This is a genomic window from Brevibacterium sp. Marseille-P9724 (assembly GCF_902500275.1).
Lineage (GTDB): Bacteria > Actinomycetota > Actinomycetes > Actinomycetales > Brevibacteriaceae > Brevibacterium.
Map to the genome: position 1 here is coordinate 51,339 of NZ_LR722990.1, position 25,800 is coordinate 77,138.

Annotated in this window: 28 protein-coding genes; 18 read left to right on the forward strand and 10 right to left on the reverse strand. The window is 62.7% G+C overall.

Annotated elements, in window-relative coordinates:
* Positions 1 to 22: 22 nt before the first annotated feature.
* The 4 genes from GC119_RS00295 to GC119_RS00310 all read left to right on the forward strand — a co-directional run bounded on the left by GC119_RS00295 (position 23) and on the right by GC119_RS00310 (position 3,325).
* Positions 23 to 1,303 carry a dicarboxylate/amino acid:cation symporter gene (locus GC119_RS00295; RefSeq protein WP_151952220.1) on the forward strand — a complete coding sequence of 427 codons (1,281 nt, stop codon included), beginning with the start codon at positions 23 to 25 and terminating at the stop codon, positions 1,301 to 1,303.
* Complete coding sequence (locus GC119_RS00300; protein ID WP_226829133.1) at positions 1,303 to 1,725, forward strand: YchJ family protein; 423 nt, start codon at positions 1,303 to 1,305, stop codon at positions 1,723 to 1,725. The genes GC119_RS00295 and GC119_RS00300 overlap by 1 nt, the downstream gene beginning before the upstream one ends.
* A complete protein-coding gene (locus tag GC119_RS00305) occupies positions 1,722 to 2,372 on the forward strand; it encodes a phosphoribosylanthranilate isomerase (protein WP_151952221.1) in 651 nt (216 codons plus the stop codon). The genes GC119_RS00300 and GC119_RS00305 overlap by 4 nt, the downstream gene beginning before the upstream one ends.
* A gap of 107 nt (positions 2,373 to 2,479) precedes the next feature.
* The gene (locus tag GC119_RS00310) at positions 2,480 to 3,325 is read left to right on the forward strand and encodes a dienelactone hydrolase family protein (RefSeq protein ID WP_151952222.1); all 846 of its coding nucleotides are present in this window, start codon (positions 2,480 to 2,482) and stop codon (positions 3,323 to 3,325) included.
* A gap of 77 nt (positions 3,326 to 3,402) precedes the next feature.
* On the opposite strand, the gene GC119_RS00315 is transcribed toward GC119_RS00310, so the two are convergent.
* Positions 3,403 to 4,380: an aldo/keto reductase gene (locus GC119_RS00315; RefSeq protein WP_226829135.1), complete on the reverse strand. Its 978-nt coding sequence runs from the start codon at positions 4,378 to 4,380 to the stop codon at positions 3,403 to 3,405.
* 92 nt (positions 4,381 to 4,472) lie between these two features.
* Between GC119_RS00315 and GC119_RS00320 the strand changes: the two genes are divergently transcribed.
* The 4 genes from GC119_RS00320 to GC119_RS00335 all read left to right on the forward strand — a co-directional run bounded on the left by GC119_RS00320 (position 4,473) and on the right by GC119_RS00335 (position 7,868).
* A complete protein-coding gene (locus GC119_RS00320; protein ID WP_070777689.1) occupies positions 4,473 to 4,730 on the forward strand; it encodes a hypothetical protein in 258 nt (85 codons plus the stop codon).
* Between the two features lie 127 nt (positions 4,731 to 4,857).
* Entirely contained in the window at positions 4,858 to 6,864 is a 2,007-nt protein-coding gene (locus GC119_RS00325; protein ID WP_151952223.1) for a BCCT family transporter, read from the forward strand.
* Positions 6,865 to 6,937: 73 nt separating this feature from the next.
* Entirely contained in the window at positions 6,938 to 7,306 is a 369-nt protein-coding gene (locus GC119_RS00330; protein ID WP_070573968.1) for a DUF488 domain-containing protein, read from the forward strand.
* A gap of 40 nt (positions 7,307 to 7,346) precedes the next feature.
* Positions 7,347 to 7,868 carry an O-acetyl-ADP-ribose deacetylase gene (locus tag GC119_RS00335; protein WP_070573966.1) on the forward strand — a complete coding sequence of 174 codons (522 nt, stop codon included), beginning with the start codon at positions 7,347 to 7,349 and terminating at the stop codon, positions 7,866 to 7,868.
* A 166-nt stretch (positions 7,869 to 8,034) separates the two neighbouring features.
* On the opposite strand, the gene GC119_RS00340 is transcribed toward GC119_RS00335, so the two are convergent.
* Positions 8,035 to 8,550 carry an adenine phosphoribosyltransferase gene (locus GC119_RS00340; RefSeq protein WP_151952224.1) on the reverse strand — a complete coding sequence of 172 codons (516 nt, stop codon included), beginning with the start codon at positions 8,548 to 8,550 and terminating at the stop codon, positions 8,035 to 8,037.
* A gap of 95 nt (positions 8,551 to 8,645) precedes the next feature.
* Between GC119_RS00340 and GC119_RS00345 the strand changes: the two genes are divergently transcribed.
* The 4 genes from GC119_RS00345 to tpx all read left to right on the forward strand — a co-directional run bounded on the left by GC119_RS00345 (position 8,646) and on the right by tpx (position 11,427).
* On the forward strand, positions 8,646 to 9,446 hold the full coding sequence (locus GC119_RS00345; RefSeq protein WP_151952225.1) for an alpha/beta fold hydrolase: 801 nt from the start codon (positions 8,646 to 8,648) through the stop codon (positions 9,444 to 9,446).
* An 83-nt stretch (positions 9,447 to 9,529) separates the two neighbouring features.
* Positions 9,530 to 10,435 carry a sulfurtransferase gene (locus tag GC119_RS00350; RefSeq protein WP_151952226.1) on the forward strand — a complete coding sequence of 302 codons (906 nt, stop codon included), beginning with the start codon at positions 9,530 to 9,532 and terminating at the stop codon, positions 10,433 to 10,435.
* The gene (locus GC119_RS00355) at positions 10,432 to 10,872 is read left to right on the forward strand and encodes a SufE family protein (protein WP_070573958.1); all 441 of its coding nucleotides are present in this window, start codon (positions 10,432 to 10,434) and stop codon (positions 10,870 to 10,872) included. Before GC119_RS00350 ends, GC119_RS00355 begins: the two co-directional genes overlap by 4 nt.
* Before the next feature lie 57 nt (positions 10,873 to 10,929).
* Entirely contained in the window at positions 10,930 to 11,427 is a 498-nt protein-coding gene (tpx, locus tag GC119_RS00360; protein WP_070573956.1) for a thiol peroxidase, read from the forward strand.
* 87 nt (positions 11,428 to 11,514) lie between these two features.
* On the opposite strand, the gene GC119_RS00365 is transcribed toward tpx, so the two are convergent.
* The 6 genes from GC119_RS00365 to GC119_RS00390 form a co-directional block, all read right to left on the reverse strand.
* Positions 11,515 to 12,429: a patatin family protein gene (locus GC119_RS00365; protein ID WP_151952227.1), complete on the reverse strand. Its 915-nt coding sequence runs from the start codon at positions 12,427 to 12,429 to the stop codon at positions 11,515 to 11,517.
* Entirely contained in the window at positions 12,426 to 13,136 is a 711-nt protein-coding gene (locus GC119_RS00370) for a PIG-L deacetylase family protein (RefSeq protein ID WP_151952228.1), read from the reverse strand. The genes GC119_RS00365 and GC119_RS00370 overlap by 4 nt, the downstream gene beginning before the upstream one ends.
* Positions 13,137 to 13,248: 112 nt before the next feature.
* The gene (locus GC119_RS00375; protein WP_070573951.1) at positions 13,249 to 15,015 is read right to left on the reverse strand and encodes an N-acetylmuramoyl-L-alanine amidase; all 1,767 of its coding nucleotides are present in this window, start codon (positions 15,013 to 15,015) and stop codon (positions 13,249 to 13,251) included.
* A 328-nt stretch (positions 15,016 to 15,343) separates the two neighbouring features.
* Positions 15,344 to 15,667 carry a putative quinol monooxygenase gene (locus GC119_RS00380; RefSeq protein ID WP_070573950.1) on the reverse strand — a complete coding sequence of 108 codons (324 nt, stop codon included), beginning with the start codon at positions 15,665 to 15,667 and terminating at the stop codon, positions 15,344 to 15,346.
* A gap of 48 nt (positions 15,668 to 15,715) precedes the next feature.
* The gene (locus GC119_RS00385; RefSeq protein ID WP_070573948.1) at positions 15,716 to 16,108 is read right to left on the reverse strand and encodes a lipopolysaccharide assembly LapA domain-containing protein; all 393 of its coding nucleotides are present in this window, start codon (positions 16,106 to 16,108) and stop codon (positions 15,716 to 15,718) included.
* A gap of 149 nt (positions 16,109 to 16,257) precedes the next feature.
* Complete coding sequence (locus GC119_RS00390) at positions 16,258 to 18,477, reverse strand: NADP-dependent isocitrate dehydrogenase (RefSeq protein ID WP_070573946.1); 2,220 nt, start codon at positions 18,475 to 18,477, stop codon at positions 16,258 to 16,260.
* A 145-nt stretch (positions 18,478 to 18,622) separates the two neighbouring features.
* On the opposite strand from GC119_RS00390, the gene GC119_RS00395 reads away from it, so the two are divergent.
* The 3 genes from GC119_RS00395 to GC119_RS00405 are packed head-to-tail and all read left to right on the forward strand — an operon-like array spanning position 18,623 to position 21,170.
* Positions 18,623 to 19,252, forward strand: coding sequence for a thymidine kinase (locus tag GC119_RS00395; RefSeq protein WP_070573944.1), 630 nt, complete (start codon positions 18,623 to 18,625; stop codon positions 19,250 to 19,252).
* Positions 19,253 to 19,304: 52 nt separating this feature from the next.
* Complete coding sequence (locus GC119_RS00400) at positions 19,305 to 20,090, forward strand: alpha/beta fold hydrolase (RefSeq protein WP_070573942.1); 786 nt, start codon at positions 19,305 to 19,307, stop codon at positions 20,088 to 20,090.
* Positions 20,091 to 20,096: 6 nt separating this feature from the next.
* The gene (locus GC119_RS00405) at positions 20,097 to 21,170 is read left to right on the forward strand and encodes an NADH:flavin oxidoreductase/NADH oxidase (RefSeq protein ID WP_070573940.1); all 1,074 of its coding nucleotides are present in this window, start codon (positions 20,097 to 20,099) and stop codon (positions 21,168 to 21,170) included.
* On the opposite strand, the gene GC119_RS00410 is transcribed toward GC119_RS00405, so the two are convergent.
* On the reverse strand, positions 21,118 to 21,495 hold the full coding sequence (locus GC119_RS00410) for a DMT family transporter (RefSeq protein ID WP_070573938.1): 378 nt from the start codon (positions 21,493 to 21,495) through the stop codon (positions 21,118 to 21,120). The two genes, GC119_RS00405 and GC119_RS00410, sit on opposite strands and share 53 nt — an antisense overlap.
* On the reverse strand, positions 21,492 to 21,821 hold the full coding sequence (locus GC119_RS00415; protein ID WP_083304112.1) for a DMT family transporter: 330 nt from the start codon (positions 21,819 to 21,821) through the stop codon (positions 21,492 to 21,494). Before GC119_RS00415 ends, GC119_RS00410 begins: the two co-directional genes overlap by 4 nt.
* A 78-nt stretch (positions 21,822 to 21,899) precedes the next feature.
* Here GC119_RS00415 and GC119_RS00420 point away from each other — a divergent pair, with 78 nt between their 5' ends.
* The 3 genes from GC119_RS00420 (at position 21,900) to GC119_RS00430 (ending at position 25,799) form a co-directional block, all read left to right on the forward strand.
* Positions 21,900 to 22,532 (forward strand): MBL fold metallo-hydrolase, encoded by a 633-nt coding sequence (locus GC119_RS00420; RefSeq protein WP_070573936.1) that lies wholly within the window; start codon positions 21,900 to 21,902, stop codon positions 22,530 to 22,532.
* Between the two features lie 88 nt (positions 22,533 to 22,620).
* Entirely contained in the window at positions 22,621 to 24,534 is a 1,914-nt protein-coding gene (typA, locus tag GC119_RS00425; RefSeq protein WP_070573934.1) for a translational GTPase TypA, read from the forward strand.
* On the forward strand, positions 24,534 to 25,799 hold the full coding sequence (locus tag GC119_RS00430) for a PIG-L family deacetylase (RefSeq protein ID WP_070573932.1): 1,266 nt from the start codon (positions 24,534 to 24,536) through the stop codon (positions 25,797 to 25,799). Before typA ends, GC119_RS00430 begins: the two co-directional genes overlap by 1 nt.
* Position 25,800: the final 1 nt, after the last annotated feature.

The window sequence follows — 25,800 nt, forward strand, 5'->3', positions numbered from 1 at the left end:
ACCGCAGAAAGCACAACGACCAATGAAGCTGTCCCGTTCACTCCCGCTTCTGGTGTGGATCGTCATCGCGATCGTCCTCGGAATCCTCACCGGCCCGATCCTGCCGGAATGGCTCGGCGGAATCTTCGCCACCTACAATTCCGTGTTCTCCGGACTGCTGGCGTTCGTGGTGCCGCTGATCATCTTCGGTCTTGTAGCCCCGGCAATTGCGGAACTGGGCAAAGGGGGAGGCAAGCAGCTGGGCCTCACCGCGGGAATCGCCTACACCTCGACCTTCATTGCGGGCCTGCTGGCCTACTTCACCGCCAGCTGGCTGTTCCGCTCCTCACTGGAGGGTACTGACATCAAGGGCATTGCAGAAGCAGAGGGCGACGGCTTCGAACCCTACTTCACGGTGGTCAGCGCACCTACCGAAGTCGATGCCGCCGATCCGACGGCAGCTGCGGAAGTCGCCACCGAAATCGTGCTCGAACCCGTCATCGGTGTTATGAGCGCCCTCGTTCTGGCGATCATCATCGGCTCTGGCCTGACCGGGTTCCGCAGCCGGGTTCTCTACCGCGGCGCAATCGAGTTCCGCTCGATTGTCGAAAGCCTCATTCGGAACGTCATCGTCCCGGCCCTGCCGCTGTTCATCTTCGGCATCTTCGCGGACCTTTCCCACAGCGGTGCAGCCATCATCGTGGTGCAGAAGTTCCTGCTGGTGGTCATCGTGTCGTTTGCGCTGACCGTGCTGATGCTGCTCATCCAGTACACCGCGGCCGGAGCGATCGCCGGGCGCAATCCGCTCAAATCCCTGTGGAACATGCGCGATGCCTATTTCACCGCACTTGGCACGGCATCGTCTGCCGCGACGATCCCGGTGACCCTGCGCTCGGCGAAGAAAAACGGGGTGTCGGACACCGTGTCCGGTTTCGTCGTTCCCCTGTGCGCGACCGTCCACCTGTCGGGTTCGATGATCAAGATCACCTGCTTCTCCATGGCAGTCCTCATGATCACCGGCGGTGACACGGCGTTCCTCACATATCTTCCGTTCATCCTTATGCTCGGCGTCATGATGATCGCAGCGCCGGGCGTTCCAGGCGGTGCGATTGCCGCGGCTGCCGGTCTGCTTACTCAGATGCTCGGCTTCGGGCAGATGGAAGTCGGTCTCATGTTCGCGGCCTACATTGCGCTGGACAGCTTCGGAACTGCGGCGAATGTCACCGGCGACGGTGCGATTGCCATGATCGTCGATAAGATCGGCGGGCGTCGCGCGGAAGGCTCGGGCCAAGACGAAAACGACCGGATCATAGAAACCAGCTGATGATTCTGCACACTGCCTCTCAAATGTGCCCGTGCGGTGGTCTGCCCCGGGGGAGCAGCCTGAGCGAGTGCTGTCTGCCCCTGCTCGAGGGAACTCGCACAGCGGACACGGCTGAAGCGCTCATGCGCTCGCGTTTCACGGCTTTTGCCCTACATGATGCCGACTACCTGTTCCGCACGTGGCACCCCCGCACTAGGCCGACTGATACACAGCCCGATCCCGAGGTGGAATGGACTTCCCTTGACATCCTCGACACGGTGGATGGGGCAGTGGGGGATCAGTCGGGGATCGTCGAATTCGCGGCCCATTACCGTGCGGGCGGCCAGGTGGGCACCATGCGTGAACGTTCGTCCTTTGTGACACGCGCCGGTCGCTGGGTCTACGTCGACGGCGAACACGAAAGCGCAGGAAAAGTACCGTGAGCGAATCTCTCTTTGTGAAGATCTGCGGTGTGCAAACACGCGCAGACGTGCAGGCTGCCGTCGACGCCGGTGCGGATGCGCTGGGCATCATGCACTACGGGCCCTCGCCGCGGCACGTGGACGAGGCTGCCGCCGCACAGATTGTCACCTGGATTCACGGGGCGGGCTCAGCGCTGGCTGTGCTAGTCGTCTTCGATATGGACGCGGCTGACGCTGCACGCATGGCCCAGCGGATCGGAGCTGATGCTCTGCAGCTGCACGGCCACTACGAGCGTGCTGACTTCGTCGCGGCTCGTGCGGCTGCTCCCGAACTGAAGCTGTGGCGTGCCGTATCGCTTGCCCATGACCCGGCCGCGCACAGCGGCGCCTATTGCGAGGACCTCCTGCTGCTTGATGCTCCCGCGCCGGGTGCAGGCCAGCGCTGGGACCAAACACAGCTGCACGAACGCGACCGCGGGCCGTTTGTCCTCGCCGGAGGCCTGACACCCGACAACGTCGCGCAAGCTGCGGCTTCATCGGGGGCGATCGGCGTCGATGTGTCATCCGGCGTGGAATCCAGTCGGGGAGTGAAGGATCCCGAACTCATTAGGGCCTTCATCGAAAAGGCGCGGACCGAGCGGAAGCAGGCGGCGCCTCGTCAGTCCTGAGCCTCCCCAGACAGCCGGGCGGACCAACACGCCCGGTCGGCACTTCAGCCGAAAACAAGCAGGCGGGCGTTACATTGAATGGGTCTTCCCCACATTCCAGGAGTGCCATGTCCGGCAGGTTCGTCAGCAGACGATCATTTGCACTCGGCAGCCTCGCAGCCGCCGCACTGACAGTCATGCCCGCTGCCCGCACACAGCCGGGACAGTTCGGTGCGGTCAGCGCTTCCGCCGCTGATGTGCGCGTTCCCGGACCCCACAAACTCCTCCAGTCGCGCCTGGTCAGGACACCCGGCTACGGCGCTGCCACCCTTTTCTGGCCCCGAGAACCGCAGAACCGCTGCCCCGTGGTCGTGACCTTCCCCGGCTATACGGGCAGGGCGGAGGAAATGCACATCATCGGCAAACGGCTTGCCACCCACGGCTGTGCGGTTCTTGCCGCCGGTTCAATCGAACCGAAGGCGTTTCCGGAAAACCGAGCCGAACAGATCCTCAGCGCACTCGACGACGCACGCGGCCGCGGTGAATGGGCAAGCGTCATCGACCCTGCGAAGACCGCCTTCGTCGGCTATTCCATGGGCGGGGGAGGATCCTTGATCGCCGCGGAGCGCGAAAGCGTCTCCGCGGTCGTCGCCCTCAACCCGTGGGCCAAGCGCGGCTTCAGCAAGGTCACAGCGCCGGTGCTCATTGTCGGCGGCAGCAACGACACGGTCGCACCCATGAGCGAACACGCCCGGCCCATCTACACCAGCATGAAGAAGTCGCGGCAGCGCGCGATGCTCACCCGGATTGCCGGCCGACACGACAGCGGAATCATCAACGACCCGCGCATTCTGTCGCGCATCACGGCGTTCATCAAAGTGCACGCCGCGGGTGAAGCCGCCTACCGGTCAGCCCTGACGGCCGAAGCAGAGCCGCTGACCCGCTGGCAGATCGACCCTGCACCGGGTGCGTAAAGCCTGCCGGGCAGCCGGATGCTTCGGCACTGTCCGTGCAGAGCACCCCGCCTTGCAGAGCACTCTGCCTTACGGATTCAGCTGAAGATCTCGTCCAGCTGAGCTTTGGAGCGTTCGTCAAGGCGCTCCTTGGCCGCGAGCGCACCCATATTGTCCTTGACCTGTTCGACGGAGCTTGCTCCCGTGATGACCGTCGAAACACGCGGGTTCTTGAGCAGCCAGGCCAATGACAGCTGCGCCGGTGTGACATCGAGGTCGCGGGCCATGTCGACAACGCGGCGCACCCGGTCAGCAGTTTCCCGCTTTGCGGACTCTTCGGCCAAATGGCTGTGGCCTTGCGCCGTCGCACGTGAACCTTCGGGAACGCCGTCGAGGTACTTGCCAGTGAGGATGCCGCCTGCAAGCGGGCTCCACGTGGTCAGGCCCAGCCCGATGTCGTCATAGAGGCGCGCGTATTCGTCTTCCACGCGGGTGCGGTTGAGCAGGTTGTACTGCGGCTGTTCCATGTAGGGCTTGTGCAGGTGGTGGCGCTCTGCGATTTCGTAGGCGCCGCGGATCTCCTCGGCAGACCATTCGGAGGTTCCCCAGTAGAGAGCCTTGCCGCTGGAGACGATGTCGCTCATCGCCCACACCGTTTCCTCCAGGGTCGTCTCCGGGTCTGGACGGTGGCAGAAGACAAGGTCGACGAAGTCAAGCCCCAAGCGCTCAAGCGAGCCGTCAATGCCCTGCATCAGATACTTGCGGTTGAGGGTGTTCTTGAGATTGACGTTGTCCTCAATGCCCCAGAACAGCTTGGTCGAAATGACATAGGAACTGCGCTTCCAGCCGAGCTCTTCAATAGCCCGGCCCATGATCTCTTCGGACTTCCCACCGGCATAGACCTCGGCGTTGTCGAAGAAGTTCACACCCGCCTCGGCAGCTGTCTGCATGCACTCTTTGGCAAGACCGGTGTCGATGGAATCGCCGAATGTGACCCACGAACCGAACGACAGTTCGCTCACTTTGAGGCCCGCACGGCCCAGGCGGTTGTACTTCATCTGCGTGCTATCACTCATACGCCCAGCCTAGGTGCGCACCGGGCAGAATGTCAGCCGCGCTGTGGGGTCGCCTGGGAGCTGCGCGCGGCGTTTGCTTGAATAGAAGGGTGATGAAGACAGATGTAAACATCCGCCCGTTCACAGAAACCGCACCCGCTGCGTTCAGCCGCGAGCAGTTCGCCGAGGAATTCGGCATTCCCGAAAGCGCCTGCGAAGAGTTCATTCGACTGGCTGTTCTCAACGACAACTTCGCCTACGACGCACAAACGGACGTCTTTTCCGAAAAAGTCCCGCGCGAAGACTACGCCCCCTGGGTGCGCGGCCTCCTCAACTACAACCGGGCCCGCCAGAGGGCGGCAGCTGTCTGACTCAGCTCAGCGAACAACCCCAAGGCACGAGGCGGAAGGCGACTTCCGCCTCGTGCTTCTGTTCTGCTTTCCCCTCCGAAAAACGGTGTCCTTGCAATAGTTCTGCGGTTTCCTAAGGTAGAAAACTATGAACGACAAACCACAGACGCCTTCGAAAGCAGAGGACACTCCGCCGGAAAAGCCCCACAGCAAGCTCGATAAGACCCTGCGTGCGGGCAAGAAGATCTTCCAACCGCCAAAATATCCGCACGGGGTTCACCCCGCCCTGGTACCCGGCGTGTCCATCGAAGATCAGCGCGTTCGCTACGGCATTGACAAGCCGATTCTTGTGGTTGTCGGTGCGCTGATCATTTCCTTCGTGGCCTGGGGCATTGTTCAGCCAGAAGCTGTGAAGAGCATCTCCGGCACCATGCTCACCTGGACTATGCAGAACCTCGGCTGGATATTCACGGTGATCGCAGCCGGTCTGCTCGTCTTCCTGTTGGTGCTGGCCTTCAGCCGAGCCGGCCGCATTCCCCTTGGGCTCGACGGCGAAAAGCCCGAATTCTCCACCGGTTCGTGGGCGGCCATGCTGTTTGCGGCAGGAATCGGCATTGCGCTGATCTTCTTCGGCCCCTATGAACCGCTGCTGCATTACCTTCAGCCGCGGCCGAACGCATATGAAGGCGGCACCGACCCCGCGATCGTCGGCGGTCTCGTGCAGACAGCGCTGCACTGGGGCCTCAACGCGTGGGCCATCTACGCGATTGTCGGCCTGGCTGTTGCCTACTTCTCGTTCCGTCGCGGCCGTGTGCCGCTTATGTCGTCCATCCTCAGCTTCATCACGGGTGACTCGAACTCGCTGGGTTCGAGGATCATCGACGGTCTGGCTATCATCGCGACCCTGTTCGGAACCGCCGCCTCGCTGGGCATCGGCGCACTGCAGATCGCCCGCGGCGCAGAGGTTGTCACCGGCTGGAACACGACCGGCAACACGATCGCCATTCTCATCATCATGGTGCTGACAATCGGCACCATCATATCCGCAGTATCCGGTGTTTCGAAGGGCATTCGCCTGCTGTCGAACACCAATATGTGGCTGTCGGTGGGCCTGGCGTTCTTCTTCCTCATCGTCGGTCCCACTGCGTTCCTGCTCAACGTCGTACCGGGTGTTGTCATCGACTACGTGGGCGAACTGCCGACAATGCTGGCACGCAACATGTCCGAAGGCGACGACACGGAAGAGTTCCTGACCAACTGGACGATCTTCTACTGGGCGTGGTGGGTCAGCTGGTCGCCGTTCGTCGGCATCTTCACCGCGAAGATCTCCCGTGGTCGCACCATCCGCCAGTTCGTCATGGGCGTGCTGCTCATCCCATCGTCGATCATCGTGCTCGCATTCACCATCCTGGGCGGCACCGCGATCTACCTTGAACACACTGCGGGCGCAGTCACCGGCGGAACCGGTGAAATGCCCGCACCGGAAGAGACCATCTTCATTGTCCTCGACCACCTGCCCGGCGGGCAGATTGTGGCGCCGCTGCTCATGTTCATGCTGGCGATTTTCTTCATCACAACCGCTGATTCAGCATCGCTGGTCAACTCGCAGCTTGCGCAGAAGGGCAATCCCTTCCCACGCCGCGGTGTGACCGTGTTCTGGTCGCTGTGCATGGCGGGAATCGCCATCGTGATCTTGCTGACCGGGGGAGACGACGCTCTGACCGGCCTGCAGAACCTCATCGTCATCACAGCGCTTCCGTTCTCGGTGATCATCGTGCTCATGTGCGTTGGACTGTGGAAGGCACTGCGCAGCGACCCGCGCACGTACCGGCAGAACTACCAGCGCAAAATCCTCGACAGCGCCGTGCGCTACGGGCTGGAGAACTACGGCGATAACTTTGCCGTCAAAGTTGTGCAGACCGAACCGAACTCGGAGTACTCCGCCGGGTACGGGTTCGATTCGACATCGCCAGAAGCCACCGACTGGTACCAGCGAACCGATTCCGAGGGCAATCCGGTGCCATACGACTACGAAACCGGCGAATACCTCGACCCGCACGGACAGCTTGACTCCATGACAAAGGAACAGCGCCGCGAACGCGCCAAACTGGAAAAGGAAGCACGCAAGCGTGCCAAGCGCATGAACAAGCGCTGAGCCGTGTCCGCTCGCCTCACCCGGGGTGCAGCGAGGCACTGGGAATCAGAAAAGCACAGTGAAAGGAGCCGCAATGGCTGAGCTCAGTTCGAAGTGGACCTTCCGGCGGACCTACGGAGAAGAGTCCGAGACAAAGGGCACCCGTGTCCTCGTGGATCGCATGTGGCCCCGAGGCATCAAGAAAGAAGACCTCAACATCGACGAGTGGGCCAAAGACGCTGCCCCCAGCAGCCAGCTGCGGTCGTGGTTCCACGATGACCGCGAAGGCCGCTGGCAGGAATTCCAAAGCCGGTACCGGGCGGAGCTCGATGAGAACAGCGAAGCCGCAGCCCTTGCCGAGCGGCTTTCCCACAGCGCCCACGTCACCCTGCTGACAGCCGCCAAAGACGTTGAGCACTCCCACGTGCCCGTACTTGCCCAGTGGCTGCAGGACAGCGTCTGAAACGGTCAGCCGTTTTCGACCGCACAGAGGAGCGATAGGCATGGAACTGATCATTGAACCGGGCGATATCACTGAGCAGAAAGTCGACGCGATCGTCAACGCGGCAAACTCCACGCTCATGGGCGGTGGAGGCGTTGACGGTGCGATTCACCGCGCGGGAGGGCCCGCGATTCTGACCGAGTGCAAACAGCTGCGTGAGCAGTCGTACCCTGATGGGCTGCCGGCGGGCCAGGCTGCCGCAACAACCGGGGGAGAGCTTTCCGCATCCTGGGTGATCCACACCGTCGGTCCGGTGTACGCGAAGAAAGAAGACCGTTCGGCGACACTGGCGTCTGCTTACCGCGAATCGCTGCGCGAAGCCAAGCGGCTTGGCGCGCACAGTGTTGCGTTTCCGGCCATCTCCGCCGGTGTGTACGGCTGGCCCATGGACGATGCCGCCCGCATTGCGGTCGAAACCGTCAAGAGTACGGATGACGAGGTCGGGGACACCGTGAGTCGGGTTGTGTTTGTGCCCTTCGGGGAGAAAGCTGAACGCGCTTTCCGCGCTCAACTCGATTCTTGACGCACCGACTGCAGTTCGACGCTCTGGGCAGCGCGCCGTCCCATCGCAGGTTCACGCTGTAATGCAGGTTTGCGCGTTAATGCGCTGCATCAGCGCGTGAATCTGCACTACAGCGCAAACCTGGCTTCGAGAGGGCGGGCAGCACCAAGGGGGTCCGCACCGACGGTCACACAGCGAACAGCGAATGCACGTTCGGGACTCGCCTATGGCCCTCAAGATCCTGCAGTTCCAGCAGGACGGACGTTCCGACTGTCTGTGCTCCCAGCGTGCTGATGAGCTCCAGGCCCGCAGCGAGCGTTCCGCCGGTGGCGAGGATGTCGTCGATGAGCAGCACTCGAACTCCGGGGGCCAGTTGGTTGCTCGCTTCGATTGCCGCCGAACCGTATTCGAGGTCGTAGTCAACCCGCGCAGCGGCGATCGGCAGTTTGCCGGCTTTGCGCAGCGGCACAAAGCCCGTGCCCGTCAAGGCGGCTGCGACACCGGCGAAGATGAATCCGCGCGCCTCGATTCCTGCTACAACATCGAACTGTCCGGCAAACGGCTCAACCATGAGTTCGGCCGCCCTGCGCAGCGCCCAGGCATCAGCCAGCAGCGGCGTAATGTCCTGGAACTGGATGCCCTCGGACGGGTAGTCCGGAATGACGCGAATAAACGAGCTCAAGCGAGAAAGATCATCAGTCACGCCCCGTAGTCTAGCGGCGGGGCCCACCGGCACCTCGCCCGCGGAGCGGCTGCGGACGACTAAGATCGAACACCGGATCAGTTTAGGGAGGCCCCATGCAGTTGTCCTACACCGCCTACGGCACGACCGGACCGGCAGTCGTCTTCCTCCACGGCCTGATGGGCCGCGGACGCAACTTTCTCACCGCCGCCAAGGCGCTTGAAGATCAGTACCGCTGCTTCCTGGTGGATCTGCCCAATCACGGCAGCTCGCCGTGGACCGAGGATTTCAACTACGAGGACATGGCCCAAGCCGTCATCGAGTTCATAGAAACCACGGTGCTTCCCGAAACCGGTGAAGAAACAGTGGTGCTGCTGGGACATTCGATGGGAGCGAAGACGGCAATGGTCGCAGCCTTGCGCAAACCGCAGCTGTTTAAGTCGCTGATTGTCGAAGACATGTCGCCGGTCAGTTCGGAGGACTCCAACTTTGTGCCGCTGCTGAGCGCACTGGCCGGCCTCGACCTCGCCGCGCTTGAAAGCCGCAGCCAAGCCGATGCTGAACTCGAAAAAGCCGGTGTGTCTGACTCCACTGTCCGCGGTTTTCTGCTGCAGAATCTGCGCCGGACAGACAGCGGCTTTGAGTTCCAAGCGAACGTCGCCATGCTCAACAGCGCGGTCAGTGACATCAACGCGTTCCCCGATTTCGCCGGCAAGACCTACGACGGTCCCGTCCTGTGGATGGGCGGCGCGAAGTCGAACTACATCCGCGATGAACACGATAAGCCGATGCGGGCCCTCTTCCCGCGAGCACAGAAAGTCATGGTCAAAGACGCCGGCCACTGGGTGCATTCAGAAAAGCCGGAGGAATTCCTGGCGGTGCTTCGCGGTTTCCTTGGGCAGACCGCCGACAGCTGAGGTCGTCCTCAATTGCTTCGACGGCACATATGTCTATTAGGCTAGAAAACAATGACCTATTGTCTAAGCCGTACGGAGGCCCAGTGAACGCTTCACCCGACACGACCGACCCGAAGTTCGCCGACTACGCGCACCCGGAAGCGCTTGTCTCCACCGCGTGGGTGGCAGAGAACCTCAACACCCCCGGAATTGTCATCGTCGAATCTGACGAAGACGTTCTGCTCTACGAAAGCGGACACATTCCCGGCGCCGTCAAGATCGATTGGCACACCGAACTGAACGACCAGGTGATTCGCGACTACGTGCAGGGGCCCGAATTCGCCGAAATGATGAGCTCCAAGGGCATCAGCCGCGACGACACGATCGTCGTCTACGGCGATAAGTCCAACTGGTGGGCCGCATACGCCATGTGGGTGTTCAAGCTCTTCGGCCACGCCGATGTGCGGCTCATGGACGGCGGTCGTGCCAAGTGGGAGGCCGAAGGCCGCGAAATGACGCGCGAGAAGCCGCAGCGTGAACGCTCCGACTACCCGGTTGTGGAGCGCAACGACGCACCCATCCGTGCTCTCCTGCCAGAGGTGCTGGAAGCCATCGGCCAGATCCCGCTGATCGACGTGCGCAGCCCGCAGGAATACACCGGTGAGCGCACCCACATGCCGGACTACCCGGAAGAGGGCGCTCTGCGCGGAGGACATATTCCGACCGCGCACTCCGTTCCGTGGGCAACCGCGGCCAATGACGACGGCACGTTCAAATCTGCTGAGGAACTGCGCAAGATCTACATTGACGATCTCGGATTGGGCAAGACCGACGTGGCCTACGCTTACTGCCGGATCGGCGAACGCTCCAGCCATACCTGGTTTGTCCTGTCTTACCTGCTGGGCTTTGAAAACGTGAAGAACTACGACGGCTCCTGGATCGAGTGGGGCAACGCTATGCGCGTGCCCATTGTTCAGGGAGACCAGCCGGGAGAGGCTCCGCAGAAGTGACCATCCCGCAGGCACTGCAGGAAATCGCCGACGACTTCGGCGCTATGGAGGAAAGCCAGCGGCTGGAGTTGCTGCTGGAATTCAGCGACGAACTGCCGGACCTTCCGCAGCGGCTGAAGGACGACCCGAAGCTTCTCGAGCCGGTTCCGGAGTGCCAGTCGCCGATCTTCATCCGGGTGGAGGTTGACGGCACCCAGCCGGACAGCACTGTGCACCTGTTCTTTTCGGCACCGCCAGAAGCTCCGACCACGCGCGGCTTTGCGGGCATCCTCAACGAAGGGCTCAACGGATCGACCGTGCAGACAGTCCTCGACGTTCCCGCAGATTTCCCGCTTAAGCTCAATATTGAAAAGCAGGTCAGTCCACTTCGGCTGAACGGAATGTCGGGGATGCTCGCCCGCATTCAGCGGCAGGTTCGTGAAAAGGCCGACCAATGACCTCCCGTCCGGTGGTCTGAGCACCGCAGGATCGGCCAATCTACGAAAGGAATTCTCATGGCAGACATCACTTTCCAGAGCAATCCCATCACCACCGTCGGAACGCTCCCCGAGAAGGGCGCGAAAGCTCCTGTGTTCACACTTGTGGGAACGGACCTTTCTGACGTCGCACTGACAGATTTTGGGGGCAAGCAGATTGTCCTCAACATCTTCCCGAGCATTGACACGGGTGTGTGCCAGGCAAGCGTCCGTGCGTTCAACGAGAAGGCCGGCGGCCGTGACAACACGGTCGTTCTCAACGTTTCGAAGGACCTTCCGTTTGCGCAGGAGCGCTTCTGTGCGGCGGAGGGCATCGACAATGTTGTAAGCGGGTCGGCCTTCCGCTCGTCTTTTGGTGAGGACTACGGGGTGACGATGACTTCCGGCCCGCTGCAGGGTCTGCTGTCGCGCGCTGTCGTCGTCGTCGATGCCGAAGGTTCGGTTGTCTACACCGAGCAGGTTCCCGAAATCGGTCAGGAACCGGACTACGAGGCGGCGCTGAGCGCTCTTCAGTAAAGCTCAGTTGGTCAGCACGCGGCTGACGTCGTGGGGTCGGCGGGACTTTTCCCGCCGACCCTTCTGCTTTGCAGGAGCCTCAGAAGCTCAGGCGTAGGGCAGCCCCAGGAATTCCCGCAGCCTTGGAAGTTCGCGCCGGCCGATGAACAGTCCGTGTCGGTGTGCGGCAGCCAGCTGTGAAAGGTTCCGGGTGGAGTTGCCGATGCGCATGATGTCCGGTTCGATGATGAAGGCCTTGCCGTCTGCTTCGAGGTCGAACAGCTGCTTGCGGGTGCTGTTGTAGCGCTGCGCCCGGGTTTCCATGGCTGCGGGAACTGCCGGCAGGCGGCGGAAGATCTGCCGGGTGCTGTGTTTGAACCGTGAGGGCGGTTTGCGGTAGTTCCGCTCTTGGGTGAGAACAAATACGCCCCGGTCGAAGCCTGCGTTGAGCATGGCCGGCAGCGCGATTCCGCCGCCGTCGCCGAGTGCACCGTCCACGTAGAGCGTGCCGTCGACGTCGGTGACAGGCATGACGATGGGCATAGTCGAGGATGCGCGCACTCGCAGCAGGTAGTCGTCCATGGCGGGAAAATCTGCGCGCTGCCATTCGACGGTGGATCCGTCCTCAGCGTTGAAAGCCACTACCGACACCTGCGACGGGTGGGCGCAGAAGGTGTCCCAGTCAAGGGGGAGGGCCTGGTCGGGCAGTGCTGTGTTCTGATAGATGTACTCGGCGTTGAACAGTCCCTGCCCGCGGGCGAAAGTGCGCAGTGAACCGAACTGCGGGTCGGTGGAGAACTCGACAAAGCTGCGTCTGGCCCGCGTGATGTCGCGTGACACCAGGTTCGCGGTGGTCGAACTGCCCGCACTGACCCCGAACGTGTGCGGAAAGTCGATGCCCGCGCGAATGAGCGTGATGGCTATCCCCGCAGAGAACGCCGCTCGCATGCCTCCGCCCTCAAATACGAGTGCCGTGTCGGTGACGCTCGGCTCGGACTCCGGCTGCCAGGGGCTGACAGTCACAGTCGCACCTCGCGCAGCGGCAGGGCAGCTTCAATCCCGAGGCGCCTGCCGGCTTCCTCCGTCACACCTCGGTTGATCTCTTCTGGGCTGGGATGTTCGGGCAGCGCTTCGAGATACTGCGTGTGGGCGGCCAGTGAAGCGATGCCCTTCTGCAGGGGTTCGCCGGATACGTCTACGTAGTGCGTTGGGCGGTTTGCTGCGCAGAAGAGGGCCCGGTCCACCTTCCAACGTTCAAGGTCCAGGTCTTGGAAGATCCAGGGGTTGTCGGCGTCCCGGATTGCATCGATCAAAGCCATTCCGCAGGCGCGATGGTCGACGTGGTTGATGCCGAATCCGACTTCGAGTTCCCACGTCAGAGAGATTGCCATGTGCGGGCGAACCGTGCGGATTCTGCGGGCAATCGCCTTGCGCACACTGTGATCGGGTTCCAGCATTCCGTCGCGAAAGTCGAGGATCTCCAGCGAGGCCGCACCGACGATCTCACAGGCGGCTTTCTGCTCCGTAGCGCGAATATCGGCGGTTCTGCACGGTTCGATTGAGGCGATGCCCGCTTCTCCGGCGGTCAGAAGCAGATAGTGGACGTCGATTCCCTCAGCCGCCCATTTGGCGACTGCTGCCGATGCGCCGTATTCCATGTCGTCCGGGTGGGCGACGACCGCAAGCACCCGTTCAACGCCTTCGGTGTCCAGCCTCGCAAGCTCAGTCATATCAACCACTCTAACCTCCGCCTCGGCGTCGGCCGCAGATGCTCAGCCAAGCCACCGCAGGCAAGTGGGGCGGCAGTTCGCAGAGAACTGCCGCCCCACAGGCTTTATACGATCATTTCTTGTTGTGCTGCTTTACTCCTTCACCCTTCTTCCAGGTGAGGTAGCCGCCTTCGAAGTTGACGCGCTTGTACTTGCCCCACGTGAACTCTTCGGTTGTGGGGTAGCCGAGTTTGCCGCGTTCAAAGCCCTGCTTGGCCCATTCCTTGCGGATACCGGAGTTGTACATGAGCTTGCGCGCACCGACCTTCGGCGACCAGTGGATCGAGCCGTTCTGGAACGCCTGGTAGCAGCCGCCGTCCTTGATGGTGCACGACTCTTCGCCTGTCGGGTAGCCGAGCTTGCCGCGTTCGTAGGCCTGAGCGGCCCACGCCTTCTGAATACCGGAGCCGAACCGGGTGAAGTGGGTGCCTGTCTTGGGGGAGTGGTGCACCGCGCCCTTTTCAAACGCACGGTAGGCGCCGCCGCCGGGCAGTCCACCGTGCTCCTTGCCCGTGGGCTTGCCGGTCTTGGACTTGTTGGCCTCGTGGAACTTCTGGATGGGGCTCTTGGGCTTTTCAGCCGGTGCCGGAGGCTTGCCCTTCTGGAAGCCGATGGCCTTCTTGCGGATGTCACCCAGCTGGCTGTACAGACCGTCGCCGGGGCAGTCGGTGTTGCCGATGTCCCTGTGGCTGGATACGCGCTGCACGGTCATCTTCGCACCCTTGGGGTACTTGCGGGTGGCGCCGCCTGCCGAGGTCAGGGTGACCTTGGAGTCGATCTTCCAGTTCCACTTCGAGGACTGCCAGGCGACGATGCGGGCAACCGAGTTGATTGCTGCCTCAGGCGCCTTCTTCTTGTAGGAGCCGATCACCGAAATGCCGAACGTGCCGCGGTTGACGCTCGATGCGTGGGCACCGATGGCGGCTTTGTCGAGCTTGGGGCGACCCTCGTAGATGTTGCCGTACTTGTCAACGAGCATGTTGTAGCCGATGTCGCACCAGTGACGGCTGCCCTGGTGGTAGGACTGGATACCGCGGAGGATGCCCGGAACCTGCTCCTTGGAGTAGCTGTTCGAGCCTTCCGTGTGGTGGATGATCGTCGCGGTGTTGCGGTTGGTCGTCGAAGTCGAGCAGCGAGCCTTCCGCGCACCCCACTGCTTGCGCGAGAAGTACTTGAAGCCGCCGATGGATGCGGCTTTCTTGGCGTTGAGTTTGCCGCCGGCGATGGGGCCGCTGCCGGCTGCCGAGGTGGAGTCGGCTTCCGGCGCGGACGATGCGGGTTCGTTGAGGTCGGGGGAGGAGAATGTGCCTTCGTCGTTGACGCCGCCGACCATGGTGCGGTCGGCGTCCGTGATCGGGGTGGTCGTGACGGTCACGGTGACGGGTGCGCCCTTGGTGCGCACTTCGATCTTTTCGTTGTAGGCAGCGCTGACGGCTCCCGTGCCGGGGGTGTTGGCCTCGTTCGAGCCGTCGTCGGGGCCTTCGTCAGGGTCGGCCTCGAGTTCCTGCCACATCGACCATTTGAGGCTGTTGGTGACTTTCGAGCGGTACTCGATGGTGGGGTCAGCGTCTGATGACCATGTGGCACCGAAGATGACAACGGAGTTTTCATTGCCCTTGCCGGTTGCGCTGATGAGGGCCGATGTGCCGTCGTCAACTTTCTGTTTGACGGTTTCGACCTTGGGATCCTGCCCGTCGCTGTCCTTTTCCTGCGGAGTGCTGGCGGGGGTCTCCTGCGGTGCCGGTTCGGAGCTGCTGCCGGCGCTCGGCGCCGCGGCAGCGGGCACGGCTACCGCAACGGCGAGCCCAATGGCGCCGAGTGTTGCCGGTAGGTGTCGCATGTGAGTCCTTTTCATGGGGAAGACAAAGGTTTTTCTCACTGTACGGGCTGATAAGCCGCTGTCGGCGTATTGTTGTGGGCGTTTTGCAAAAGAGTCCTAGCCCGTGCCGCGCTGCGCGCACTGTCGAACGGGCCCTCGCCCACGCCCACGGGAAGACGTGCAGTGTTGCACGCACCCTTGAGAGGACAGCCGAGGTGCGGGCAGAGTCCGAAGTGAGCTTCAGCTTGGGCGAGGAAAGCTCGGAAGACTAGGGCACCAGCAGAAACGGGGACCGCGGAAGGTTCCGCGGTCCCCGTCTGTACGCATCGACTGCGTGTGCCCTAAAGGGTCAGTCGACCGAGATTTCGCCCATGCGGTCCCAGTCGCTGCCTTCGACCTTGCGGGACACGATGAGCGGGGTTTCCTTCAGGTGCTGCGGGAAGTCCTGCTGCATCTTCTTGAAGTGCTCCGAATTGACGTGAGTGCTGGCGGCTTCGTCATCGGCAAAGCCCTCGACGAGCACGTACTCATCATCGCGCTCCAGGCTCTTGGACCAGTCGAACCACAGGTTGCCCGGCTCTGCGCGCGTGGCCTCCGTGAATTCGCGGGCGATGTTGGGCCAGTCGGCCACGAACTCGTCTTTGACACGGAATTTGACGACGATGAAGTACATATCCTGTCCTTTCTCAGGGTGTGGCAGATCCTCGGTGGGCCTGCCGTATCAGCGCTTGTTGGCGCGTTTGATCTGCCGGCCGAGGATGAACATGCGGACTGTGCCGAAGATGCCGGCGATGACGATGCCCGCAATTGCGGCAAGCAGAATGGATACGCCCAGCGGCAGGGTGAACTCCCAGCCGAAGTAGTAGAACTGGGTCGGCTCGTTGTTTTGGATGATGAAGATGAGCAGAAGCACCAGAATGAGGGCACCGATGATGAGCGAAGCCCAAATGCCCGCCGACAGTCCGCCGGAAGCCTTCACAGCAGGCGGCGGTGTCTGGGCCTGGGACTGTGCCGGTGTCTGTGCCTGCTGGGGTGCAGTTTCAGCTGCCTGTTCGACGGTTTCGGGGGAGCTGCTTTCAGGAACGGGGGAGTGATCGCCGTTGGGCTGAGTCATGGGGACGTCCTTTCTCTCTGCACCCATTCTTTCATCCGCGCCCGCGCAGGTCAGCTTGTCGGGGCATCGGGTTTGTCACTGTGCACACAGCGCTGAGGGCCGGACGCGGTGAACTTCCGGCCCTCAGCTGTTGTCTGTCAGATCGACGCTCAGCCCAGCTCGTCGATAATCGCGTTGAACGTCTGCGACGGGCGCATGAGTGTGCTCAGCGTTTCGTCAGCAGGGTTGTAATAGCCGTTGAGGTCGACCGGCTGGCCCTGAACAGCCAGCAGCTCCTCGGTGATGACGCCTTCCTTTTCGCGCAGCGCTTCGGCAATGGGAGCCAGTGCCTTGGCGAGCTCGGCGTCGTCAGTCTGCTTGGCCAGCTCTTCTGCCCAGTACAGGGTCAGGTAGAAGTGGCTGCCGCGGTTGTCGATTTCGCCGACCTTGCGCGAAGGCGAGCGGTTCTCGTTGAGGAACGTCTCCGTTGCCCGGTCCAGGGTGTCTGCGAGAACACCGGCACGCTGGTTGTCCTGCGAGTGCAGGAAGTGGCGGAAGGACTCGGCAATGGCGAAGAACTCGCCGAGCGAATCCCAGCGCAGGTGGTTTTCCTGCTGCACCTGCTGGACGTGCTTGGGCGCCGATCCGCCAGCACCGGTCTCAAACAGCCCACCGCCGGCAAGCAGCGGAACCACCGAGAGCATCTTCGCCGATGTGCCCAGTTCGAGGATCGGGAAGAGATCGGTGTTGTAGTCACGCAGCACGTTGCCGGTCACCGAAATGGTGTCCTGGCCGTTGCGGATGCGGGCCAGGGAGTGCTTGGCGGCATCCACGGGGCTCATGATCTGGATGTCCAGGCCCGAGGTGTCGTGATCCTTGAGGTAGGTGTTGACCTTCTCGATGAGGTTGCGGTCGTGTGCCCGGTTCTCATCGAGCCAGAACACGGCAGGGGTGTCCGACAGACGAGCGCGGGTCACAGCGAGCTTGACCCAGTCGCGAATCGGAATGTCCTTCGTCTGGCATGCGCGCCAGATGTCGCCGGTCTGGACTTCGTGGGACATGAGGACATCGCCCGCGGCGTTGACGACTTCAACCGTGCCGGGGCGGTCGAGGATGAACGTCTTGTCATGGCTGCCGTACTCTTCGGCTTTCTGCGCCATGAGGCCGACATTCGGCACGGTGCCCATAGTGGCGGGATCGAGCGTGCCGTTGGCCTTGCAGTCCTCAATGGTGGCCTGGAAGACCCCGGCGTAGCTGGAGTCGGGGATGACAGCCAGGGTGTCGTGCTGACCGTCGTCAGCGCCCCACATCTTGCCGCCGTCGCGGATCATTGCGGGCATGGAAGCGTCCACGATGACATCCGAGGGCACGTGCAGGTTTGTGATGCCGCGCGAGGAGTCGACCATGGCCAGTGCGGGGCCGTTTTCGAAGCCCGCGTCGATTTCGGCCTTGACACCCTGAGCAACTTCGGGGTCGAGAGCGTCAAGCCCGTTGAGCAGGGCTGCCAGGCCGTAGTCCGGGGTGAGGCCTGCGGCGGTGAGCTCTTCACCGTACTTTTCGTAGACCTCCGGGAAGAACGCGCGGACAACGTGGCCGAACAGTTCGGGGTCGGACACCTTCATCATGGTGGCCTTGAGGTGGACGGAGAACAGAACGCCGTCCTTCTTGGCCTGGGCGATCTGCTCCTTGAGGAACTTCTCCAGGGCGCGGACGTTCATGAAAGTCGAGTCGACGACTTCGTCCTTGAGGACCTTCAGGCCGTCCTTGAGAACAGTGGTTTCGCCGTCTTCGCCGCGCAGGCGGATCTGCAGGGTGTCGTCGGCTTCCATGACGACAGACTGTTCGTTCGAGCGGAAGTCGTCAGCGGACATGGTTGCCACGCGGGTGCCAGAGTCCTTCGTCCATTCGCCCATCCGGTGCGGGTGGGCCTTGGCGAAGTTCTTCACAGCCTGCGGTGCCCGTCGGTCGGAGTTGCCTTCGCGCAGGACCGGGTTGACGGCCGAACCGAGGGCACGTCCGTAGCGTTCGCGGATGTCGCGCTCTTGTTCGGTCTTCGGCTCTTCTGGGAATTCGGGAAGGTCGTAGCCCTGGCTCTGCAGTTCGGCAATAGCCGCCTTCAGCTGCGGAACGGATGCGGAGATGTTGGGCAGCTTGATGATGTTGGCTTCAGGCTTCTTGGCCAGTTCGCCGAGCTCGGCCAGGGAGTCGGGGTGCTGCTGGTCTTCGGGGAGGACATCGCCAAACTGTGCCAGGATTCGACCGGCCAGTGAGATGTCGCGTGTTTCGACCTCGACACCGGCGGTGTGCGCGAAGGCTTCAACGATCGGCTTGAGCGAATACGTTGCAAGCAGAGGCGCTTCGTCGGTGCGGGTGTAGATGATCTTAGCCATTAAGAGGATCACTCCAACTCGCTATGGGATTGACGGGGGCCATTCTATCTATCCGCGGGTTCGCCCTCCGGCGGCCCTCGCATCAGCTGGGCGCCGCTGCCGGTGCCGGTATCCTGTTGCCGTTCGCGAAGGAAGGACGGACAGGGTGGCCAAACTGTATTTTCGGCACGGAGCGATGAACTCCGGAAAGTCGACAGCACTCCTGCAGGCTGCGTTCAACTACGAAGAGCGAGGACAGCGGATTCTGCTGGCCAAGCCGCACGTCGACACAAAGGGTGCGGACAAGATCATTTCGCGTCTGGGAGTCTGTCGCACCGTCGACATCCTCGTGCGCGAAGACGACGATGTCGAGACCGTTTTCCGCGAAGCCGCCGAGTACGCCGATCCCTCCGCCCTCATCACCCACGTCGACCAGCCGGTGCAGCCGGTTTCCTGCCTTCTGGTGGACGAAGCCCAATTCCTCACCGCTGAACAGGTTGAGGGCCTCATGCGAATCGCGGTGGGCCAAAACGTTCCTGTCATGTGCTACGGCCTGCGCACAGACTTCCGCACGCAGGCGTTCCCAGGTTCGCGCAGGCTGTTGGAGATCGCCCACACCCTCGAAGAGCTCAAAACCATCTGTCGGTGCGGAAAGAAGGCCATGTTCAACGGGCGCAAGGCCGACGGCGATTTCGTCTTCGCCGGTTCGCAGGTGGCGATCGAGGGGGCTGATGTCACCTATGAGTCGCTCTGCCCGCAGTGCTATCTGGAGAAATCAGGCGGATCATTCGGCTGACCGCCGTGTGCTTCGCAGGAAGAAATAACGAACACTCACCGTTGGAGCTGATATGACTACACTGACCTACTCCGTTCTCAACCCCGAATCAGAAGACCTCCCGCTGCTCATCTTCGGCCCGCCCCTGGGCACACACGCTTCCGTGTGGGCATCTGTCGCAGCACGGCTTGCCGATGACTTCCGGGTGGTTCTCACGGAACTGCCCGGTCACGGCGCCGATGCTGGACGGGACTTCTCTGCTGAAGAGCCGGTGTCAGTTGCCTCCATGGCCCGAGGCGTCGTTGCGGTTGCCGACGAACTCGGTGCCGACTCCTTCGGCTACGCAGGCTGTTCGATCTCCGGTGGGGTAGCGCAGGAACTGGCGCTCAATCACTCCGACCGGGTGCGCGCGGCAGCTCCCGTGGCAACCGCGGCGAAGTTCGGTCAGCCGCAGGACTGGCACGACAGGATCGCAGGCGTGCGCAAAGACGGCATCGCCCCGTCCGTGCCGGACACACTCGACCTGTGGTTTGCGGCAGGCTTCCTCGATGACGACATCGCCGCGGGCCACATGGCCGCCCACCAGCTTCTGACAACACCGGCTGAGGCCTACATCGCGTGCTGTGAGGCGCTCGCCGACTACGACCTCTCCGAGCGCACCGCCGACATTGCGGTGCCCACGCTGTGGATATCGGCAGCCCAGGACGTCGTCAACACACCGGAGTCCATGGTGCAGTTGGCTGAGACGGCGCAGAACGGCACGCATGTCACCATTCCCGATGCCGGACACGTGTTCATGATCGAACACCCCGAACTCGCCGCCGAACACCTGGGCAAGTTCTTCCGCACCCACCTGTGAGGACCCATGACACAGCTGTTCAGTCCCATGACCCTGCGCGGACTCACCGTGCGCAACCGCGTGTGGCTGCCACCCATGTGCCAGTACTCGTGCGAAAACCGCGACGGAGTGCCGGGTCAGTGGCATCTGATGCACCTCGGCGCGCGTGCCGCAGGCGGCTTTGGCCTCATCATCACCGAGGCTTCCGCCGTTGTTCCCGAAGGACGGATCTCACCGCAGGACGCAGGCATCTGGAACGACGAACAGGCCCAGGCGTGGAAGCCCATTGTCGACTTCGCTCACGCTCAGGGAGCGGCCATTGGGATTCAGCTGGCGCACGCCGGTCGGAAGGCGAGCACGCACCGGCCGTTCCCCGGGGAAGAAAAGGGGACGGTGTCCAAGGAAGCCGGAGGATGGCCGACACTTGGACCCAGTGACCTCGCCTACCCGGGGCTTGCCGAACCGACTGCCATGAGTGCCGAAGACATCAGGGACGTCGTCGAAGCTTTTGGTGCGGCCGCCGAAAGAGCCGTCGCTGCCGGATTCGACACCGTCGAAATCCACGGCGCACACGGCTACCTGATCCATTCCTTCCTCAGCCCGCTGTCGAATGACCGCGACGACGAATACGGTTCAGGCACCGGCCGGTGGAAGCTGCTGCGCGACGTGCTGGCCGCGGTGCGTGCTCGGGTGCCGGAAGACTTTCCCGTGCTCGTGCGCATCTCCGCTGAGGAATGGGTCGACGGCGGTTTCGGGATTGACGAGGCTGTTGAACTTTCGCGCGTTCTGCACGAAGAGGGGTGCGATCTCATCGACGTGTCCGGGGGTGGGAACACTCCGGCTGACATCCCCGCAGGGCCGGGCTATCAGATCGGCTTTGCGCAGAGAATCCGCCAGGCCGGAGTGCCGACGGCGGCGGTCGGCCTCATCACCGACCCAGCACAGGCGCATACCATACTTGCCACGGGCCAGGCAGACGCCGTTCTCATCGGGCGGGCGGCGCTGCGCGAACCGTCGTGGCCGCTGCGCGCAGCCTGCGAACTCGGGCTCAGTCCTCGGGGGATTCCGTATCCGCCACAGTACGTGCGTGGCCGCTGGTGAGCTCCAGACCGGCAACACCGATCACCACAAGGACCAGACTTGCGATCTTGAGCAGGGGAAACGGCTCACCGGCAGCAGCCGCCCACACGGCGGTTGTTGCCGCGCCGATCCCCGTCCACATGGCATAGGCGGTACCCATCGGGATGATCCGCATTGCCAAGCGCAGACCCGTCAGAGACACCAGAAGTCCCGCATAGAACAGCAGAATCCAGCCGAAGCTTCGCAGTCCGCTGCTCAGGGCGTGTGCCCACAGGGCCTCACACGCTCCGGAGACCAGCAGAACAATCCACGCTCCGGCACGGGTGTTGGGTGCAAAGCGGTTCACGAGAACACCCCCAGGCCCACGATTCCGGCAATGAGGACAAAAACGAAGAAAAGCCGCTTCAGTGTGAGCTGTTCGCGACCGCGCAGAGCCGAATAGACAAGAGCGGCGACTGCGCCGACCCCAACCCACGCGGCGTAGCCTGCACCGACGGGAATCACCATCAGGCCCGCGTAGAGGCCGCCCATCGACACAATCGTGCCGATGCTGAACACAATGATCCGCTTGCGCATTGACCACGACGATTCACCCATAGCCGCAGCCCACATGGCTTCGAACGCGCCGGATATCAGCAGCACTGCCCACGCAACAGCAGAAGACTCGAACACGACACCCTCTCTGTGATGGACTGGGACTCAACGATAACAGCAGCATCGGGCCTTTCCCGGTGCGTCAGGGAGGCTGAGATGACCGAAAACACGATCAACACCCCTTCGCTCGAGATCCGCTGGACTGCGGTTTCGGATATGGAGAACAACGTCTACCTGGTCACCGACCGCGACAGCGGAGCCCGTCTGCTGGTCGACGCGGCGGACGACTGGCCCGCCATCAGGCAGTTCATAGGGGATGAGCCCGTGGAGCGCGTGCTCACAACACATCGCCACTGGGACCACATCCGCGCTCTGCGCGACGCGCTCGCAGCCACCGGCGCCGAATCCGCGGCAGGAGAATACGACGCGGCGGCCATTGAGGAAGAAACGGGCGTCGTCATCACCGAGCGCCTGCACCACGGAGACATCATCACCGTCGGCGACGTTGCCATTGAAATCGCCCACCTGCGCGGGCACACACCCGGTTCTATTGCGCTCATCATCCGCGACGGCGAGGACACCGTGCTCATTTCCGGGGACTCTCTGTTTCCCGGCGGGCCCGGCAAAACCTGGTCCGCCGAGGACTTTGCGAGCCTCATGGCCGACCTGCGCTCTAGGATCTTCGACGCGCTGCCCGACAACACGGCAGTGCTGCCGGGCCACGGTGCGCCGACCACAATCGGCGCGGAGCGACCACATCTGGATGAGTGGCAGGAGCGCGGCTGGTGAACACCGCCCGAATGCGCCGGGCACAGCCTTATAATTAGGGGTTGGGCCCACGCAGTGCGCCCGGATCTTCTGAGAAGAAAGTGAATTGATGGCAGCTGAGACATCACGCAAAAACAACCTCCGCAACGTAGCGATCGTGGCGCACGTCGACCACGGAAAGACCACGCTGGTCAACGCGATGCTCAAACAGGGCGGCGCGTTCGGGGACCACGGCGAGGTCCAGGACCGCGTGATGGACTCCGGCGACCTGGAACGTGAAAAGGGCATCACGATCCTGGCGAAGAACACCTCGATCATCTACAACGGCCCGTCAGCACCCGGTGAGCCCGTCACCATCAACGTGATCGACACCCCCGGCCACGCCGACTTCGGAGGTGAAGTCGAACGCGGCCTGTCAATGGTCGACGGGGTTGTGCTCCTGGTCGATGCTTCGGAAGGTCCGCTGCCGCAGACCCGCTTTGTGCTGCGCAAGGCCCTTGCGGCCAAACTCCCGGTGATCCTGCTGATCAACAAGACCGACCGCGGGGATGCCCGCATTGACGGTGTTGTTGAAGAAGCCCAGGACCTCCTGCTGGGACTGGCCAGCGACCTTTCCGAAGAAGACCCCGACATCGATGTCGACGCCGTTCTCGACGTGCCCACCATCTTCGCCTCAGCCCGCGCTGGAATCGCCTCGGCCGAACAGCCCGCAGACGGCGAAGTGCCAGCAGGCACCGACCTCGAACCGCTCTTTGCGGCCATCATGGAGAACATTCCAGCCCCGACCGTCACCGACGACGGCGTGCTGCAGGCCCACGTGACGAACCTCGACGCATCGCCGTTCCTGGGTCGTCTGGCACTCGTGAAGATCTACGGCGGCGTGCTGCGCAAGGGCGCCCAGGTCGGCTGGATCAACAAGGAAGGCGACCTCAAACAGGTCAAAATCACCGAACTGCTGGAAACCCGCGGTCTGGAGCGCGTGCCAGTCGAAGAAGGCGGAGCCGGTGACATCTTCGCAATCGCGGGCATCCCAGACGTCATGATCGGCGACACCATCACCGACCTTGACGATCCGCGCCCGCTGCCGCCCATCCACATCGACGATCCGGCGATCTCCATGACAGTCGGCACCAACACCTCGCCCATGGCCGGCCGCGAAAAGAACACCAAGGTCACCGCCCGCATGGTCAAGGACCGCCTCGACCAGGAACTGGTCGGCAACGTCAGCCTCAAGGTGCTGCCCACCGAGCGCCCCGACGCTTGGGAAGTCCAGGGCCGAGGCGAACTCGCCCTGGCCGTGCTGGTCGAGCAGATGCGCCGCGAAGGCTTCGAACTGACCGTCGGCAAACCGCAGGTCGTCACCAAGACGATCGACGGCACCCTGCACGAACCCGTCGAGCTGCTCACGGTCGATGTGCCCGAAGAGAACCTCGGGGCGGTCACCCAGCTGCTGGCCAGCCGCAAGGGCCAGATGGAGTCGATGACAAACCACGGCACCGGCTGGGTCCGCATCGAGTTCCGGGTCCCGGCACGCGGTCTCATCGGCTTCCGCACGCGGTTCCTCACCGAAACCCACGGTGCGGGCATTGCCAACTCCATCAGCGCCGGCTACATGCCGTGGGCCGGTGAAATCGAGTTCCGCAACACCGGTTCGCTCGTCGCCGACCGCGCGGGTGCGGCAACCCCGTACGCCATGATCGCCCTGCAGGAGCGCGGTTCGTTCATTGTCGAACCCACCTCGGAGGTCTACGAGGGCCAGATCGTCGGCGAGAACAGCCGCAACGAAGACATGGACGTCAACATCACCAAGGAAAAGAAGCTCACGAATATGCGCGCAGCCAGCGCCGACAGCTTCGAACACCTGGCCCCCTCGCGCAGACTCACGCTCGAAGAGTCCCTTGAATTCGCCGCGGAAGACGAATGCGTCGAAGTGACTCCCGGCGCCATTCGCCTGCGGAAGGTCATCCTCGACCAGGCTGAGCGGCGCAAGGCGGCCAACGCCCGCCGTCGCCGGGATTCCTGATGGACGGAGTCCTCTTCGTCCACGCCCATCCGGACGACGAATCTATCCTCACCGGCGGCACCATTGCCAGACTGCGCGAAGCTCAGGTGCCCCTCACGGTCCTCACCGCCACCCGCGGGGAGGGCGGTGAGGTCATCGGTCCGCTGTCAAGCACCCTGGAAGGCCGCCGCGAAGCGCTGGCCGCCCACAGGGAGGGCGAGCTTGCCGATGCGATGAGAGTCCTCGGCGTGGACGACTGGGCGTTTCTCGGCACTCCCACCGGCGGGGCCGGTCAGCTGCCAGAACGCCGCTTTGAGGACTCGGGAATGGAATGGGGTCCTGACGGCCATGCGCAGGTGCCAGCGGACACCCCGCCCGAATCGCTGTGCGCAGCGAAAGTCGATGACGTCGCCGCATATATTGCAGCAGTCATCGAAGACCGTCGGCCGCGCCTCGTCGTGACCTACCCGGCAGGCGGGGGATACGGCCATCCGGACCACGTGCGCGTGCACGAAGCAACACTGCGCGCGATGTCGAAGCTCAAACGCAAACATCGGGCGCGGATCATCTACGTCGACACACCCCAGGATGCCGTCGACCAGATGTTCAACGTGGACCGTCCCGGCTTCGACCTCACCGGCTTCGAAGCCGCCCAAAAAGTCCCCACGATCCCGGCCGAAGACCCTGTTGTTCTCAGCCAGGACATCAGCGCTCAGCGCGCCCGCAAAGCCCGCGCGATGGCAGCCCACGCCACTCAGCTGCAGGTTGCCGGGGATTTCTACGCCCTGTCGAACAACATCGGCACCGTGCTGCTGGACACCGAATACTTCACAGCCCCCCGCGGTGCATCCGGTGCCGACATCCTCGAGTTCCTGGTTGAGGATGACCACCCAGAGCCGCCCACTCCTGCAGCGATGGTGTTCTCAAGTGTCTTCCTCGGGTTCATCGCCGGTGCTCTCGGCACATTTCAGCATCTGGGAGCGTCCCTGTTCGATCTTGCCGGACAGGCGGTCATTGTGCCGTGGGGACTGCTTTTGGCACTGGCTCTGGCCGGCTGCGTGCTGTGGTACGTCGCCGAAGCCAACCGCTCAACTGCGGCACTCGTGCTCAGCGCGGTGACCATGAGCCTGACGGCGTTCATCGGCTCACAGCCGGCCCTGCTTCCCGGCGGCAGTGTCCTGGTCACTGGGACTCTGCGATCCGTGGCCTGGCTTTTCGGACCCATGATCATCGCCGCCGTCTTGTCATTCACCCTGCCGAGTCTGCGCACAAACCGAAAGCTCTGAT